Below are 12,085 nucleotides of genomic sequence, written 5' to 3' on the forward strand. Positions count from 1 at the left end.
CGCGCTAGCTCGCCACGGGCACGTTGCGGACATGCACCACCAGGTCGTGGGGCTCGGTCTTCTGGTCGTCGATCCCGAAGCTGATCACCTTGCGGGGTGCGATGCGGATGATCGCGCGGCCGTCGACCTCGGCTTGCGTTGCGGTGCCGCGGATCTCGAGGCACCGAACACGCCACGGATCGTGAGACGTGATGTCGTCCACGACGAAGGCCACCCGGTCGTTGACGGCGAGATTGCGGAACTTACGGCTCTTCGCCATCTCGTAGCCGCCGATGTCGACGGTGCCGAGCGACTCGTTGACGGTGAAGCCGACCGGGCTGTTCTGCGGCGTACCGTCGGGCTGGATCGTGGCGAGGCGGCCGAGGTCGGCCTGCTTCATGAACTCGATCTCCAATGGGGTGAAGGTCATGCGCGTCACCGTAAAACCTGAAGAAGAGTTGAGGTCAAGGGTGACGGGGCGGTGCAAGTCGGCCACCACACGCTTGAGAACCTGAACCATGGCCGCACGCCGCACCGCTGATCCGGTGAAGACCCGCGCCGCCGTCGCGGCGGTCGCCGACTGGTTGCGTGACGACGCCGTGGCGGCACCCGGCCGCGCCGAGCTCGCCGACGCGGTCCGTGCCACGGCGAGGACCCTCGCCGCGCTTGCGCCGGGGGCGGCCGTGGAGGTGCGGGTGCCGCCGTTCGTGGCCGTCCAGTGCATCGAGGGTCCCAGGCACACCCGGGGCAACCCGCCCAATGTCGTCGAGACCGATGCCAGGACCTGGCTGCTGCTGGCCACCGGGCTGACGTCGCTCGCCGACGCGGCCGCCTCCGGCGCGCTGCAGATGTCGGGTTCACGGGCGGCGGAGATCGCCGGTGCCCTCCCGCTCGTCGCGCTGCCGGGTGACGGAATGCGGCAACGGTGAAACCTTGTTGTTCCCAGCGACAAAACCAGAAGCACACCGTCGCCTGATTCCGCGTTTCGCCCCCGTTCACCGTAGACTGGCCGACGTCACCCACAGCCCCAGGGAGCAGCCTGATCGTGACCGCCGAGCAGCTTGAGAACGAGCCGAAGGAAGAGTGCGGAGTATTCGGGGTCTGGGCGCCCGGCGAGGAGGTGGCGAAGCTCACCTACTACGGACTGTATGCCCTGCAACACAGGGGCCAGGAGGCTGCGGGCATCGCCGTCGCGGACGGGTCCCAAGTTCTCGTGTTCAAGGATCTCGGCCTCGTCAGCCAGGTGTTCGACGAGCAGACGCTGGCAGCGATGCCCGGTCACGTCGCCGTCGGCCACTGCCGCTACTCGACCACCGGCTCCACCACGTGGGAGAACGCCCAGCCGGTCTTCCGGAACACCGCTGCCGGCACCGGCGTCGCGCTCGGCCACAACGGCAACCTCGTCAACACCGCCGAACTCGCGGCCAGGGCGCGCGACGAGGGGCTGATGAGCAACCGCGGCGCCGCCACCGCGACCACCGACTCCGACATCCTCGGCGCACTTCTCGCCCATGGCGCCGCCGACTCCTCGCTGGAGCAGGCCGCCCTGGAACTGCTTCCCACCGTCCGCGGGGCTTTCTGCCTGACCTTCATGGACGAGAACACCCTCTACGCCGCGCGCGACCCCTACGGCGTGCGCCCGCTTTCACTGGGCCGTCTCGACCGCGGCTGGGTGGTCGCCTCCGAGACCGCCGCGCTCGACATCGTCGGCGCTTCCTTCGTCCGCGACATCGAACCCGGCGAACTGCTGGCCATCGACGCCGACGGGGTGCGCTCCACGCGCTTTGCCAACCCCACGCCCAAGGGCTGCGTCTTCGAGTACGTCTACCTGGCCCGCCCCGACAGCACGATCGTCGGGCGCTCGGTGCACGCGACCCGTGTCGACATCGGCCGCCGTCTCGCCCGCGAGAAGCCGGTCGACGCCGACCTGGTGATCGGCGTCCCCGAGTCCGGCACCCCTGCCGCGGTTGGCTACGCGCAGGAATCCGGGATCCCGTTCGGCCAGGGGCTGATGAAGAACGCCTACGTCGGCCGCACCTTCATCCAACCGTCACAGACCATCCGCCAGCTGGGTATCCGCCTCAAGCTCAACCCGCTGCGCGAGGTCATCCGCGGCAAGCGGCTCATCGTCGTCGACGACTCGATCGTGCGCGGCAACACCCAGCGCGCCCTCATCCGGATGCTGCGTGAGGCCGGCGCTGTCGAGGTGCACGTGCGCATCGCATCCCCGCCTGTGAAGTGGCCGTGCTTCTACGGCATCGATTTCGCGACCCCCGCCGAGCTGATCGCCAACGCCGCGAGCAACTCGGCCGACGAAGACGACATGCTCGACGGCGTGCGCCACGCGATCGGTGCCGACACGTTGGGCTACATCTCCAAGCAAGGCATGATCGCGGCCACCGAGCAACCCGCGTCGCGGCTGTGCTCGGCGTGCTTCGACGGGGTGTATCCCATCGAGCTCCCCGGCGAGACAGCGCTGGGCAAGAACGTCGTCGAGCACATGCTGGCCACTGCGGCCCGTACCGGTGTTCCGCTGCAGGCCACCAACGACAACGCGTCGGCGCTGCGCCGTCCCTGACGGCCGGCCGTCGCGCAGACCCTAGTTCAGCGTCCCCTTCGCCGATGTGAACTGAAGGAGCCGACGGCGGGAGCCCTTGGCAGCGTTGCCTTCTCGCTCAAGCGCCTGCAGCACCGCCTCCCGGTAACCGGTCAATCCCTTCGCGGGAGGCGGGATCACCGCGTCGATGTCGTTCTCGTGCGCGACCGCATCGCACTCCAGGGACTCCACCAGCGGGCGCGCCAGCCCCGACGGGATCGGCGTCACCAGCCCCACCCACCGGCTCGCGAGCGTCGGCGTCAACCACGGCAGCACCACGAAACGGCGCGCCGCCAACCCCGCCGCCTCCGCGTACACCTGCATCGCGTCGCCGTACTCGAGAACGTCAGGTGCGCCGATGTCCCACGTCCGCGACGACGGCACATCCGCCGTCGCCGCCTCGACGAGGTAGTGCAGCGCGTCGTCGATCGAGATCGGCTGGATCTTGTTGTGCACCCACTTCGGGGTCGTCATCACGGGCAGACGGTCGGTCAGGTGCCGGATCATCTCGAACGACGCCGATCCCGTCCCGATGACGATGCCCGCCTGCAGCACGATCGTCTCGATGTCGGACTTCAGCAGGATTTCGCCGACTTCCACCCGGGACGCCAGGTGGCGGGACAGCGCCGTGCCCTCGGGGTGCAGACCGCTGAGGTACACGATGCGCCGCACGCCCGCCTTCTTCGCCGCGTCGACCACGTTGTGGGCCGAGCGCCGTTCGTCCTCGACGAAGTCCTTCGACGTCCCCATCGAGTGGACGAGGTAGTAGACGACATCCACGCTGTCGAACGCTTCGACCAGCGAGTCGGGATCGGTCAGGTCGCCCCGCGCCACCTCCACCCGATCGCGCCACTCGGCGCCGTCCAGCTTCGACGGGGTGCGCGCCATGGCCCGCACCGCGAGGCCCCGATCGAGCAACGCGGGCACCAGTCGGCCGCCGATATAACCGGTCGCACCCGTCACCAGGCAGCGAACATCCTCAGAAGGCATGGCGCGGGGATGACCCGTTCGCGCGTCAGGCAAACCCGCAACCCGGATCGGGCACCTCGACCGCCAGCGGCGTGCCGGCGGGGGCGACGTAATTCACCCACATCACCAGCGGCTCCGTCCCCAGGTTGCGGCCGACGTGGACGTGCCCGGGCCCCTGCCCCTCGGCCACCGCGGAGCCGGCCGGGAAGACGCCGTCTACCTGGCAGTTCGCCAGCGTCCGCGTGAGGGTGCCGCTGCGGATGATCCCGTAGACGGTCGGGTCGTGATAGTGCCAGCCGGTGCTCCCGCCGGGCGCGATGGTGATCTCGCGTGTGACGTAGTCGATGCCGTCGACCGTGTTCTGCGAAAGTGTGACGGCGTGTGCGCCGACGGGTGGTGTCGAATGAGAAACGGGGACGACTGCCAGCGAACCGACAGTCAGGGCCGCCAGCCCGAGCCCGGCGACCTTCGCTCTGTTCATGCAGGGCACGCTGTCACACCACAACACCTACTGGCGGCAATTCGCGAGGAATGCGCGGGTAGCCTTGCTCTCGATGACTAAAGGGGTCGAACAACGCGGCATCGCCGAACGTGACGGCATTTCGTATGCGTCGGCAGGGGTGGACATCGAGGCCGGCGACCGCGCCGTGGAACTCTTCAAGCCACTCGCCAAGAAGGCCACCCGCCCCGAGGTGAGGGGCGGCCTCGGCGGCTTCGCGGGCCTGTTCGCCCTGCGCGGCGACTACCGGGAGCCGCTGCTGGCCTCGTCCACCGACGGGGTCGGCACGAAGTTGGCGGTGGCGCAGGCGATGGACAAGCACGACACCGTCGGCATCGACCTCGTCGCGATGGTCGTCGACGACCTGGTGGTGTGCGGTGCCGAACCGCTTTTCCTGCAGGACTACATCGCCGTGGGACGCACGGTGCCCGAGCGGGTCGCCGAGCTGGTCTCCGGTATCGCCGACGGCTGTGTGCTTGCCGGCTGCGCCCTGCTCGGTGGCGAGACCGCCGAGCACCCGGGCCTGATGGCCCCCGATCACTACGACATCTCCGCCACCGGCATCGGCGTCGTCGAAGCCGACGACGTCCTCGGGCCTGACAGGGTCCGGCCCGGCGACGTGATCATCGCGATGGCGTCCACCGGCCTGCACTCCAACGGCTACTCCCTGGCGCGCCACGTGCTCCTCGAAATCGACCACATGAACCTCGCGGGCCATGTCGAGGAGTTCGGCCGCACCCTGGGCGAGGAACTGCTGGAGCCCACGCGGATCTACGCCAAAGACTGCCTGGCGCTGGCCGCCGAGACCCAGGTTCGGACGTTCTGCCATGTCACCGGCGGTGGACTCGCCGGAAACCTCGAACGCGTCATCCCGCCCGGTCTCATCGCCGAACTCGACCGGGGTACATGGACGCCCGCGCCGGTGTTCGGGATGATCGCCCAGCGCGGCCGTATCGATCGCGCCGAGATGGAGAAGACGTTCAACATGGGCGTCGGAATGGTTGCCGTCGTCGCGCCGGAGGACACCGATCGCGCACTGGCCGTTCTGACCGCCCGTCACCTGAACTGCTGGACCCTCGGCACCATCAACAAGGGCAGCAAGGACAGTTCACGAGCAACGCTCGTGGGGCAGCACCCCAGGTTCTAAGGACTGGCGCGACGTCAGCGCCGCCAGTCGTCCTCGTCGGCCCAGCCGTCATCCGACGGCGCGTCACTGCCGTTGCGATGGCCGTCGTCGGGAGCGTTCGACAGCTCGCGCTGAAGCCGCTCGAAATCGGTCTGCGGCGTGTTGTATTTCAACTCGCGTGCAACCTTGGTCTGCTTTGCCTTTGCCCGGCCGCGGCCCATGGGGGAACCCCCTCGCGCAATAACGGAGCGGCCCAATTACTAGGCGGCTCCGATCTGAGTGTGTTTATTGTCCTGCGGTCACTTTACCGTGCCTCGGGCCGTGGTGCTGGCAGGCCCTGATGAAGCGCCGTTTTTTCCCACCGCAGCCTCAGACCGCGCCGCCGCGCAGCCGCTCGATCGCGAGCCGGCCGGCGCCCACGACGTCGGCAGGCGGCACCGAATCGGGGTCGATCGCCGCGCTCACCTGGACGTCGCCGCCGGTCGTCAGCGGCGTGTCGGCGGGAAGGCCGCGCTTGACAAGGGCCAACGCGATTGCGCCCTCGTCGACGTGGTCGACGACGGTCCCGAGCCTGCCGACGGTACGGCCGCCGGCGAGCAACGGGTCACCCGGTGACGGTCGCTCGGTCTCGCCGTCGAGGTGGAGCAGCACCAGCATCCGCGGCGGTTTGCCGAGGTTGTGGACACGCGCGACGGTCTCCTGACCTCGGTAGCAGCCCTTGTCGAGATGCACCGCCCCGACCCCGGGGCCGCCGATCCAGCCGACCTCGTGCGGGATGGTGCGCTCGTCGGTGTCGATCCCGAGTCGCGGACGCTGGGCAGCGACCCGATGCGCCTCGTAGGTCCACACACCCGCCGGGCGCACGCCTGCCGCCACCAGCTTGTCGCGCCACGCGGTCACGTCGGACCGGGGGACCACGATGTCGATCTCAAGCCCGGACCCGGGCAGCCGGCGCACGAAACCACCGCCGCCGATCTCCACCGCGGTGCCTTCGTCGGGCAGCGCGGCCACCCCGAGCGCGTCCAGCACCGACCGCTCGGCGAGGGCCGGGCCGAGCAGGGACAGCACCGCAAGGTCAGCGGGTTCCACGACGACCTGGGCCCAGAACACCATCTTGCGCAAAAAGGCCAACAGCGCCTCGCCGCGCCACGGCTCGGTGTCGATGATCGTGCGCCCGTCGAGCTGCGTCTGCAGCCAGTGATCCTCGACACGACCCTGCCCGTCGAGGCTCAGATTCTCGACGACGGCGCCGTCGGCCAGCGCGCTGACGTGCTGGCTGGAGATGGTGTGTAACCACGAGTTGCGTTCGGCGCCGGTCAGTGACAGCACCGCGCGGTGGGATCGGTCGACGACGACGGCGCCGTCGGCTGCGGCACGCTGCTCGCCGAGCGGGTCGCCGTGGTGCCAGACCGCGCCGGCGTCGGGTCCGTCTTCTGGGGCGGGTACTTCGGACGTCCTGGCCATGGCTCAACTCTACGATTCGCGCTCGCGGTGCCGCGGCTACGCTGAATCCCCATGGCTGACCATCCGGGCGTCCTCGTCACCCTCGACGGGCAGCTGCACGATCCCCAGGTGCCGCTGCTGCACGCCGACGATCTCGCCGCCGTGCGCGGTGACGGCATCTTCGAGACGCTGCTCGTGCGCGACGGACGGCCGTGTCTGCTCGAAGCCCACCTCTCCCGGCTGGCGCACTCGGCCCGGTCGGTCGACCTGCCCGAGCCGGACGCCTCGCAGTGGCGCGCCGCGGTCGGCGTCGCGGTCGAGTCCTGGCTGGCCGCAGGAGGCGACGAAGGCGTCCTGCGGCTCGTGTACTCGCGCGGACGCGAGCACGGTTCGACGCCGACGGCGTACGCGACGATCGGCGCCGTGCCGGCCCGGGTCGCCGACGTGCGCCGCAACGGGCTCGCCGCGCTGACGCTGGACCGCGGGCTGGCTTCCGACGGCATCGACGCGATGCCCTGGCTGCTGGCCGGAGCCAAGACCCTGTCCTATGCCGTCAACATGGCCGCGCTGCGGCACGCAGAACGGCAGGGCGCCGGCGACGTCATCTTTCTCAGCACCGACGGCCACGTTCTGGAGGGGCCGCGCTCCACCGTCGTCATCGCCACGCGCTCCGAGGATGGCCGCACCTGCCTGCTGACACCGCCACCCTGGTATCCGATCTTGCGCGGCACCACGCAGCAGGCGCTGTTCGAGGTGGCCCGCAACAAGGGCTACGACTGCGACTACCAGGCCCTCACACCCGCTGATCTTGTTAAGGCACAAGGTGTTTGGCTCGTTTCCAGCATCACCCTGGCTGCGCGGGTGCATACCCTCGACGGGAAGCGCCTGCCGGACACACCCTTCGCAGACGAAGTCGCGGCGCTTGTCGATGCCGCCATCGTCTGCGATCGCTGAGCGCTAAATCGGTTGTCGCCCTGGCGAAGCGCGGGTACGGTCGCGTGTACACAGGGAAGGAGGTGGTCCGACAAATTGAGTGACTTATGGACATGTGAGGTGGCTGCGAGCTAGCAGCGCCGGGAGAGCGCTCGACGCACCTGTGCGCGCTGGCGAATTCCCCGCAGTCACCCGGCCCCCGAGCCTCCTGGTCTTGTCCGATCAGGAACCATGGCTCGGGGGCCGCTCCATGTTGGAACCTGCATAAAGTGCAGAATCTGCAATGATTCGGCTATGCCCCCGTCTTCCATCGCTGGATGGACGACGCCTGCCGCGGTGGCGACGCTGGTCGTCTGGGCGTCTGCGTGCGCACCCACGGCCACCGTCACGGCCCCGGTCTTGGACGGGACGAAGTGCCGCAAGGACGTACTGGGCACCCTCTATCCCGGCATTCTCACCTTCGGCGCCGACCAGCCCGTCTACCCGCCGTGGTACATCGGCGACGACCCGACCAACGGCGAGGGCTTCGAGGCCGCACTCGCCTACGCCATCGCGGCGGAGCTTCAGTACGACGCCGAGGACGTGCGCTGGGTGCGGGTTCCGTTCAACGCCGCGCTCGCGCCTGGCAGCAAGACCTTCGACGCCAACCTCTCCCAGTTCTCCATCACCGAGCAGCGCCGGGCCTCGGTCGACTTCTCGACCCCCTACTTCGACGTCACCCAGGCGGTGGTGACAGTGCGCACCTCTCGCGCCGCAACCGCGCGCACGCTCGACGATCTGCGCGGGTTGAGGCTCGGCGCGCAAGTCGGCTCGACAAGCCACAGCGCGGCCACAGCGCTGGAGGGCCGATTCCCGGTCGAGATCTACAACACCAACGTCGACACCAAGACGGCCCTGGTAGACGGCGAGATCGATGCGGTGGTCGCGGACCTGCCGACGGCATTCGCGGTGGCGAACGAACTCAGCGGCGGCCTCATGATCGGACAACTGCCGAGACCCGGCGGCGATCAGTCAGGTGCTGAGCAGTTCGGCATCGTGCTCAACCACGGCAGCTCGCTGACCCGCTGCGTGTCCTGGGCCGTCGACTCGTTGCGGGCCGACGGCACACTGGCAAGTCTTCAGCAGCGCTGGCTCAGCGATGCGGGCCGCGCGCCGGTGCTCAGCTAGGGCCGGGTCCCGGAGCCAGCGACGCGCATTCCGACATCGCCGTCTCCCAGGCTTTGCGATCGACCCCGGCAGGCGGCTCGGTGGCGGGTCCTGGGGGTGCTGGGACCCCATGCTGACTGAGGCAGTAGGCAAACGCGCCATGGCCCACGCTCGGCACGACCGAGCTCGGCGTCGAGTTCTCGGCAGGCTCGGATGACCCCGAGCAGGCTGTGACCGCGGCCGCCGACGCGATCGCCACCAACACACTGAGACGACGCACTAGCCGACGAACCTCGCGAGCCGGGCGGACAGATGGGGGACCAGGCCGCCGTCGGCGTCGACGCGCTCCTCGACGTAGGCGAGGTCGCCACCGTCGATGATCCCGTACAGCCGCTTGGCTCCACCGACGAGCACCCCGGACTTGCTGCGCGCCAGCGCATCGGTCACCAGCTCCCAGGACGCCTGGTTCAGCGGTCGCCCGTAGAACAGTTCGACGTACCCGGCCGAATGCGCCAGAAGAAGTTCGATGGCCTGTGTTTCCGCAGGGTCACCCGGATCGTTGACGAAGCGCCAGAAGCCCGTCTCGCGAAGGTCGGGCTTGTCGTAGGCGCCGTCGGCGTCCAGGCGCCACGACCGTGCCTCCCAGTTGAGGTAGTCCCGTCCGTCGTGCGAGACCACGATCTGCTGACCGAATCGATAGTCACCATGGGAATCTCGGCCCTCACCCTCGCCGCGCCACACACCGACCAGCGGAAGAAGCGCCAGGAGGGCGTCGTCGAGGTTGGCGCCTTCACGCAGGTTCGCGGTGTCCGACGGCAACGGCAGGTCGCCGAATACCGGGATGTTGCGCGCGGCGGTCTGCCTGGCTCGCTCGGCAGCTGCGGCGACCGCCTCGTCGCCTGAGGTCATAGTGCTCCTCGCGTGCGCGGTGTCACGACTCGTCAGTGACGAGGCGGTACAGCGCGTACAGCGCGAACCACGTGATCACCACGACGGCCGCGACGAGCAGGATCTCGAAAAACAGCACCACGGCAGAAAGTCTAGCCGCCGGGAGAAATACTCTCCCGGCGGCCGGTGACGAATCTCGAAGCGGCTGGTGTCAGCTGACTTTCCACTCGAATTCGGGGCAGAAGGCCCCGGTGGCGGCGCCGATGAAGTAGCCGGCCTGGTAGTCCGACCACGACGTGACGCTGGTCAGGTCGGCGACCTCCTGCTCGAAGGAGGCCCCGTTGGACCAGTCCTGACAGACGGCCTGGCCGGTCTCGACCACCTGAGGGGTCTTGTCGGCGGGCCAGGTGATGCCCCCGTTGGTGATCACAGTGAGGAAGTCTTCCTCCGGCCCCGCGAAGGCCGCGGGAGCACTGAACAGAGCAGCTGCGGCAAAGGCCGCAGACGCGGCGCAGGCGATCGTGATCTTCATTGTCGGGTCCTAGGTGGTCGGTATCGCGGCACTCCGCGATGGAGTCGGGTGGGCCCGTGCCCTACGGCACGGGTTCACCCATATCGTCGCCGACAACAGCTAATCCTGCAGCGTTTTGACAGCAAGATCAGCGCAACGCTCCGTGACCGAAGCGTAAATTTTCGAACGTCACGCCGAGCAAACGGCGCGACTCCTCGACGCCTCGTCCCTCGGCGTCTTCGTCGTCACGCCGAGTTGAATGGCGCGACTCCTCGACGCCTCGTCCCTCGGCGTCTTCGTCGTCACGCGACCTTGACGTCGACCTCGTGAATCCCGGCACCCGACGGCGCGACGCTGGCGTCACCGTTACCTGCCGGTGACAGCGCGCGCAGCGTCCACGTGCCCGGTGCGGCGAAGAATCGGAAGTCACCGGTGGCCGATGCGACGACCTCGGCGGTGAACTCGTCCGAGCTGTCGAGCAGGCGCACGAACGCGCCGCCCACAGCCTGGCCCGAGCCGTCGACGACGCGGCCGGTGATGACCGTTTCCTTCTCCAGGTCGACGCTTGCGGGCAACGTCAGTCCTTGCTTCGGTGCAGAGCACATATCAACTTCCCAACTCGATCGGGGCTCCCACCAGGGAGCCGTATTCCGTCCAACTGCCGTCGTAGTTCTTGACGTTCTTGTGTCCCAGGAGCTCCTGCAGCACGAACCAGGTGTGCGACGAACGCTCACCGATGCGGCAGTAGGCGATGGTTTCCTTTTCGCCGTCCAGGCCCGCCTCGGCGTACAGCTTCGCCAGGTCCTCGTCGGACTTGAAGGTGCCGTCGTCGTTGGCGGCCTTGCTCCACGGAACGTTGATGGCGCTCGGGATGTGGCCGGGCCGCTGGCTCTGCTCCTGCGGCAGGTGTGCCGGGGCGAGGATCTTGCCGGAGAACTCGTCGGGGGAGCGCACGTCGACGAGGTTCTTGGTGCCGATCGCGGCGATGACCTCGTCGCGGAACGCCCGGATGTTGTTGTCGGGCTCTTTGGCCGTGTAGCTGGTGCTCTCGCGGGTCACGGTGTCCTTCGACAGCGGACGGGAGTCGAGCTCCCACTTCTTGCGGCCGCCGTCGAGCAGCTTCACGTCCTGATGGCCGTACAGCTTGAAGTACCAGTACGCGTACGCGGCGAACCAGTTGTTGTTGCCGCCGTAGAGGACGACGGTGTCGTCGTTCGCAATTCCCTTGTCGGACAACAACTTCGAGAATTGCTGCTGGTCGACGAAATCGCGCTTGACCTGATCCTGCAGTTCGGTCTTCCAGTCCAACCGGATCGCGCCGGGGATGTGACCGGTTTCGTAGGCGCTGGTGTCCTCATCGACCTCGACGAAGACGGTCTTCGGCGCGTCGAGATTGCTCTCGGCCCAGTCAGCTGTGACCAGGACGTCGGAGCGTGCCATGTGGGAGTTCCTTTCGATTTCTAATGGGAGGGGGTCAAGCGTGCGAAAAGCGGATAGAGCTGGCAGCCGAGGCAGATACCGAAGGCTGCGTTGAGGAACGCCGCCACGAGCGCCATGCCCGTGGCCGCCAGGCCCAGCGATGCGAAACCGCCGGCGAAACCGACCACGCCGACGGCAGCGAAGACCAAACCGACGAGCTGTGCGAACCTCAGCGGCGGGATCGGCTCACGCTCGGTGACGGGACCGAGTCGCGGCGCGACGAACGTGGCGAAGATGCGGCCGTAGGGGTGACGGCGCGGACCCAGCGTGGCACCGACTGCGAACACCGCCGCCTGCACGGCGAGGATCACCGCAGCCGCGACGAGGCTTTCCGCAGACGCCAGCAGCGCTGCGACGAGCACCGCAGTCGACACCCAGGCGCCGAAACGCGGACCGCGCACATCGACCTCTGCGGGTATGCGCTTCTCTGTGATGCTCGACATAGCTGTGCTCCTGTTGTCCGGTATGGCTGGGCGCGGCGGGCCGAAACGGCCGGTCGCAGAGTGCGGCGCGAAG

15 protein-coding genes are annotated in these 12,085 nt (G+C 68.3%); 5 read left to right on the top strand and 10 right to left on the bottom strand.

Translation table 11 applies throughout. From position 1 onward, the window contains the following. Positions 1–4: 4 nt before the first annotated feature. Positions 5–409 carry a PPOX class F420-dependent oxidoreductase gene (locus tag ACAG24_RS04525; RefSeq protein WP_370471462.1) on the bottom strand — a complete coding sequence of 135 codons (405 nt, stop codon included), beginning with the start codon at positions 407–409 and terminating at the stop codon, positions 5–7. Between the two features lie 88 nt (positions 410–497). Here ACAG24_RS04525 and ACAG24_RS04530 point away from each other — a divergent pair, with 88 nt between their 5' ends. Both ACAG24_RS04530 and purF read left to right on the top strand, forming a co-directional pair. Then, complete coding sequence (locus tag ACAG24_RS04530) at positions 498–908, top strand: sterol carrier family protein (RefSeq protein WP_370471463.1); 411 nt, start codon at positions 498–500, stop codon at positions 906–908. A gap of 116 nt (positions 909–1,024) precedes the next feature. Further along, complete coding sequence (purF, locus tag ACAG24_RS04535; protein WP_370471464.1) at positions 1,025–2,557, top strand: amidophosphoribosyltransferase; 1,533 nt, start codon at positions 1,025–1,027, stop codon at positions 2,555–2,557. Between the two features lie 21 nt (positions 2,558–2,578). On the opposite strand, the gene ACAG24_RS04540 is transcribed toward purF, so the two are convergent. Together ACAG24_RS04540 and ACAG24_RS04545 are read right to left on the bottom strand one after the other, a co-directional pair. Next, a complete protein-coding gene (locus tag ACAG24_RS04540; RefSeq protein ID WP_370471465.1) occupies positions 2,579–3,565 on the bottom strand; it encodes an NAD(P)H-binding protein in 987 nt (328 codons plus the stop codon). Positions 3,566–3,590: 25 nt separating this feature from the next. After that, a complete protein-coding gene (locus tag ACAG24_RS04545) occupies positions 3,591–4,025 on the bottom strand; it encodes a cupin domain-containing protein (RefSeq protein ID WP_370471466.1) in 435 nt (144 codons plus the stop codon). A 73-nt stretch (positions 4,026–4,098) separates the two neighbouring features. Here ACAG24_RS04545 and purM point away from each other — a divergent pair, with 73 nt between their 5' ends. After that, a complete protein-coding gene (gene purM, locus ACAG24_RS04550; protein ID WP_370471467.1) occupies positions 4,099–5,190 on the top strand; it encodes a phosphoribosylformylglycinamidine cyclo-ligase in 1,092 nt (363 codons plus the stop codon). Between the two features lie 14 nt (positions 5,191–5,204). Here purM and ACAG24_RS04555 read toward each other — a convergent pair whose 3' ends face one another. Together ACAG24_RS04555 and ygfZ are read right to left on the bottom strand one after the other, a co-directional pair. Next, positions 5,205–5,390 carry a DUF3073 domain-containing protein gene (locus ACAG24_RS04555; protein WP_370471468.1) on the bottom strand — a complete coding sequence of 62 codons (186 nt, stop codon included), beginning with the start codon at positions 5,388–5,390 and terminating at the stop codon, positions 5,205–5,207. A 148-nt stretch (positions 5,391–5,538) separates the two neighbouring features. Then, a complete protein-coding gene (gene ygfZ, locus ACAG24_RS04560) occupies positions 5,539–6,633 on the bottom strand; it encodes a CAF17-like 4Fe-4S cluster assembly/insertion protein YgfZ (protein WP_370471469.1) in 1,095 nt (364 codons plus the stop codon). Positions 6,634–6,684: 51 nt separating this feature from the next. Here ygfZ and ACAG24_RS04565 point away from each other — a divergent pair, with 51 nt between their 5' ends. Next, a complete protein-coding gene (locus ACAG24_RS04565) occupies positions 6,685–7,566 on the top strand; it encodes an aminodeoxychorismate lyase (RefSeq protein WP_370471470.1) in 882 nt (293 codons plus the stop codon). A gap of 273 nt (positions 7,567–7,839) precedes the next feature. Next, positions 7,840–8,712, top strand: coding sequence for an ABC transporter substrate-binding protein (locus ACAG24_RS04570; RefSeq protein WP_370471471.1), 873 nt, complete (start codon positions 7,840–7,842; stop codon positions 8,710–8,712). Between the two features lie 258 nt (positions 8,713–8,970). On the opposite strand, the gene ACAG24_RS04575 is transcribed toward ACAG24_RS04570, so the two are convergent. The 5 genes from ACAG24_RS04575 to ACAG24_RS04595 form a co-directional block, all read right to left on the bottom strand. Continuing rightward, positions 8,971–9,600, bottom strand: a complete 630-nt coding sequence (locus ACAG24_RS04575) for a heme-binding beta-barrel domain-containing protein (RefSeq protein ID WP_370471472.1) — start codon at positions 9,598–9,600, stop codon at positions 8,971–8,973. A gap of 190 nt (positions 9,601–9,790) precedes the next feature. Continuing rightward, positions 9,791–10,111 (bottom strand): DUF732 domain-containing protein, encoded by a 321-nt coding sequence (locus ACAG24_RS04580; RefSeq protein ID WP_370471473.1) that lies wholly within the window; start codon positions 10,109–10,111, stop codon positions 9,791–9,793. A 281-nt stretch (positions 10,112–10,392) separates the two neighbouring features. Next, complete coding sequence (locus ACAG24_RS04585; RefSeq protein ID WP_024448701.1) at positions 10,393–10,695, bottom strand: DUF1416 domain-containing protein; 303 nt, start codon at positions 10,693–10,695, stop codon at positions 10,393–10,395. Position 10,696: 1 nt separating this feature from the next. Continuing rightward, a complete protein-coding gene (locus ACAG24_RS04590) occupies positions 10,697–11,530 on the bottom strand; it encodes a sulfurtransferase (RefSeq protein WP_370471474.1) in 834 nt (277 codons plus the stop codon). Positions 11,531–11,550: 20 nt separating this feature from the next. Further along, a complete protein-coding gene (locus ACAG24_RS04595) occupies positions 11,551–12,012 on the bottom strand; it encodes a DUF4395 domain-containing protein (RefSeq protein WP_370471475.1) in 462 nt (153 codons plus the stop codon). Positions 12,013–12,085 lie beyond the last annotated feature (73 nt).

Origin of the sequence: Mycobacterium bulgaricum (genome assembly GCF_041287165.2) — a bacterium.
In the GTDB taxonomy this organism is placed as follows: Bacteria; Actinomycetota; Actinomycetes; order Mycobacteriales; family Mycobacteriaceae; genus Mycobacterium; species Mycobacterium bulgaricum.

What these genes read in the sequence shown, in the direction of transcription:
- ACAG24_RS04545 (WP_370471466.1), bottom strand. Translation starts at nt 4,025, where the DNA reads ATGAACAGAGCGAAGGTCGCCGGGCTCGGGCTGGCGGCCCTGACTGTC.
- ACAG24_RS04595 (WP_370471475.1), bottom strand. Translation starts at nt 12,012, where the DNA reads ATGTCGAGCATCACAGAGAAGCGCATACCCGCAGAGGTCGATGTGCGC.
- ACAG24_RS04530 (WP_370471463.1), top strand. Translation starts at nt 498, where the DNA reads ATGGCCGCACGCCGCACCGCTGATCCGGTGAAGACCCGCGCCGCCGTC.
- ACAG24_RS04590 (WP_370471474.1), bottom strand. Translation starts at nt 11,530, where the DNA reads ATGGCACGCTCCGACGTCCTGGTCACAGCTGACTGGGCCGAGAGCAAT.
- ACAG24_RS04565 (WP_370471470.1), top strand. Translation starts at nt 6,685, where the DNA reads ATGGCTGACCATCCGGGCGTCCTCGTCACCCTCGACGGGCAGCTGCAC.
- ACAG24_RS04580 (WP_370471473.1), bottom strand. Translation starts at nt 10,111, where the DNA reads ATGAAGATCACGATCGCCTGCGCCGCGTCTGCGGCCTTTGCCGCAGCT.
- ACAG24_RS04555 (WP_370471468.1), bottom strand. Translation starts at nt 5,390, where the DNA reads ATGGGCCGCGGCCGGGCAAAGGCAAAGCAGACCAAGGTTGCACGCGAG.
- ACAG24_RS04585 (WP_024448701.1), bottom strand. Translation starts at nt 10,695, where the DNA reads ATGTGCTCTGCACCGAAGCAAGGACTGACGTTGCCCGCAAGCGTCGAC.
- ACAG24_RS04570 (WP_370471471.1), top strand. Translation starts at nt 7,840, where the DNA reads ATGCCCCCGTCTTCCATCGCTGGATGGACGACGCCTGCCGCGGTGGCG.
- purM (WP_370471467.1), top strand. Translation starts at nt 4,099, where the DNA reads ATGACTAAAGGGGTCGAACAACGCGGCATCGCCGAACGTGACGGCATT.
- ygfZ (WP_370471469.1), bottom strand. Translation starts at nt 6,633, where the DNA reads ATGGCCAGGACGTCCGAAGTACCCGCCCCAGAAGACGGACCCGACGCC.
- ACAG24_RS04540 (WP_370471465.1), bottom strand. Translation starts at nt 3,565, where the DNA reads ATGCCTTCTGAGGATGTTCGCTGCCTGGTGACGGGTGCGACCGGTTAT.
- ACAG24_RS04525 (WP_370471462.1), bottom strand. Translation starts at nt 409, where the DNA reads ATGACCTTCACCCCATTGGAGATCGAGTTCATGAAGCAGGCCGACCTC.
- ACAG24_RS04575 (WP_370471472.1), bottom strand. Translation starts at nt 9,600, where the DNA reads ATGACCTCAGGCGACGAGGCGGTCGCCGCAGCTGCCGAGCGAGCCAGG.